The sequence below is a fragment of the Okeania sp. SIO2B9 genome, assembly GCF_010672505.1.
In the GTDB taxonomy this organism is placed as follows: domain Bacteria; phylum Cyanobacteriota; class Cyanobacteriia; order Cyanobacteriales; family Microcoleaceae; genus Okeania; species Okeania hirsuta.
In genome coordinates, this window is sequence record NZ_JAAHGK010001125.1 from 1 (window position 1) to 2,528 (window position 2,528).

The 2,528-nt window shown below is 36.9% G+C and carries 2 protein-coding genes; one reads left to right on the forward strand and one right to left on the reverse strand.

Translation table 11 applies throughout. The features are described from left to right. Positions 1 to 293 precede the first annotated feature (293 nt). A complete protein-coding gene (locus F6K13_RS28015; RefSeq protein ID WP_124144887.1) occupies positions 294 to 542 on the reverse strand; it encodes a Ycf34 family protein in 249 nt (82 codons plus the stop codon). Positions 543 to 1,374: 832 nt separating this feature from the next. Here F6K13_RS28015 and F6K13_RS28020 point away from each other — a divergent pair. Next, on the forward strand, positions 1,375 to 2,528 hold a 1,154-nt coding region (locus tag F6K13_RS28020; protein ID WP_287289131.1), incomplete at its 3' end, for a CCA tRNA nucleotidyltransferase.

Consider the following 2,528-nt stretch of genomic DNA (forward strand, 5'->3'; position numbering starts at 1 on the left):
AAATGTACCAGCACACCCTGCTATAACTTTATCTCCCACTTCTTTAGGAAAAAGAAGTGGGAGATAAAGTTATAGCAGGGTGTGCTGGTACATTTACAAATTGCAGGAACTCCCCAATAGCTAAAAGTCTTATATTATTAGCTTTTTATTCCCCCTATTGCCTGTTGTCTGGGAGTTTCACTATATTCATAAATAGTAAATAATTTGAGCGAACATAAAATCTCCTTTTCTGTACTATTTCCTACTCTCACTCTATCTATAAAAAGAAGGGGAAATAAAGAATTAGAATTACTTTAAGTAGGGATGAGTTCACCTGGTCTTAATTTTGCCCATTTGCCCATTTCTTCTTTAAAACTTTCACAACCAACAACATCCCACTCCATTTCAATTTCATTATTTTGAGGACGAATGTTAACATTGATTGTAGGTTCAACCGGGTCAAAGTCTGGATTTTCTGTTAAATGAAGTTGTTCGTGCTGAGTTTCTACAGCATGATAGGTAACACACCGATCTACATAGTGGCAGTTAACACAAATACACATTTGTAAGTACCTCGTTAATCCTCAACTCTCATCTTAATTGATGCAATAATATCGTGTCCGTTTGATTAGTGATAATAAAGTTCTTAGGTGGTAGGTGGTAGGTGGTAGGTCTAAATTCAAGATTGAATACTGGAAACAGAGCAGAAACTTGAGATATTCCTTCAAGATCGCTTCAATAGAACATTTTTATTAAACTTAATCATCCGGACATGGTATAATTTTCTATTTTAATGATTTAATGAGTTTATATTCTAGCCCAAATTAATTTTATAGCAGTCGAAGCAGAGCTTAGGACATTCCTAAATGCTCAAACCCAGTCATATAGAATCCGGGTAATTAGTTATCGTATCGCTCTCGAAGTCATGAGTCGGGAGGACTGAGTCAGGAGTCAGGAGAAAGTCAGGATGAGAGTGGGAATTATCTGGAGATATTCCGGTATTTTATATCTGCATTGAATGGAAGTAGAAAGTGCGATAACTGTATAACCGGATTTCAGATCAGAGATTACTTCTGACTTCTGACTTCTGACTTGCGCGTAGCGCTGATTTCCTACTCAGAAAGTCTAATTAGGGCTTACCGATCTAATCTAAAACCATTGACATATAAAGACAAGTGCCTTTTTGGGGTCGAAAAAAGTGCAAATTTTTCAGTCTAAAAGGCTCAAAAAGTTAGTATTTTAGGCGCATAGTTGGGTAGAAAAATCATTCTTACAATTCTTACTCCTACCTCCTTGCTCATTCCTATTTCTCCTGTCTCCAGTATAGCTGTCTCCTGTCTCCTACCCCAGCAAAAAGACTTTCCATACGCAAGCCCTAATTACAGAGAAGTTCACTTGATTTTTTTACCAATGTTGATAAATTCCCTGTCTGCTTTATCTCCCAATAATTGGCCATTTGACCGAGAAATGTTGCCCCAACCTGTTTATTTGGTCGGTGGATCTGTGCGAGATGCTTTGCTGAAGCGCAAAAGTGATTATCTGGATTTAGATTTTATTATCCTCGACCAAGCAGTTAACATTGCCAAAAGTATTGCGAAGCAGTATCAAGCGGGGTTTGTGGTATTGGATGCCGAACGAAAAATTGCTAGGGTGGTATTTCAAGGGACTACAGTTGATTTTGCTGAAATAGAAGGTAATAGTCTGGAGGAAGACTTATGGCGACGAGATTTTACAATAAATGCGATCGCTTATAATCCTTTTAATGATGAGGTGATAGATTTATTTAATGCTCTGAAGGATTTGCAAGATGGTATTATCAGAATGGTAAAATCTGCTAATCTCAGAGATGATCCTCTCCGACTATTACGCGCATATCGTCAAGCAGCACAGCTAGGTTTTGTTATTTCACCAGAAACTCAAACAGCTATTCGAGAATTTGCACCTTTGCTGACTAATGTTGCAGCAGAAAGAGTGCAGACAGAATTAAGTTATTTATTGAGTCATCCCCAAGGTATGTTTTGGATAGAAAAAGCTTGGAAAGATTGTTTACTTTCTAGTTATTTTTCTACTGCGGGAGAAAATTGGGAAATAGCAAAACAAATAGACATAGCAGCAGAGGAGTTAGGAAAAAATTGGTCTCAGTTAAAAGATGAGTTAGCAAGGGGGGTGCGCAATACAGTCAAAACCTCTTTGTTGGCGATCGCTAAGTTAGCAATATTAGTTAATTCCGATCCAGAAAAAGCGGAAGTTGAATTGATGGGGTTGAAGTATAGCAATGCAGAAATTAGGAGTACAATAGCAGTTATTAAAGGTTTAGCTAAACTGTCAGAAATAGAAATTTCTCAGATATCTGTGAGGCAACAATTTTTCTTATTTCAAGAAATAGGAAAAAATTTTCCTGCTTTAGCAGTTGTAGGAGTAGGAAAAGGAATATCCATAACAGAAATTGATTGTTTAATTAAACGTTATATTAATCCAGAAGACCAAGTTGCTCACCCCACTCCTTTATTGAACGGAAATGATTTAATTACAGTCTTAAAATTACCCAA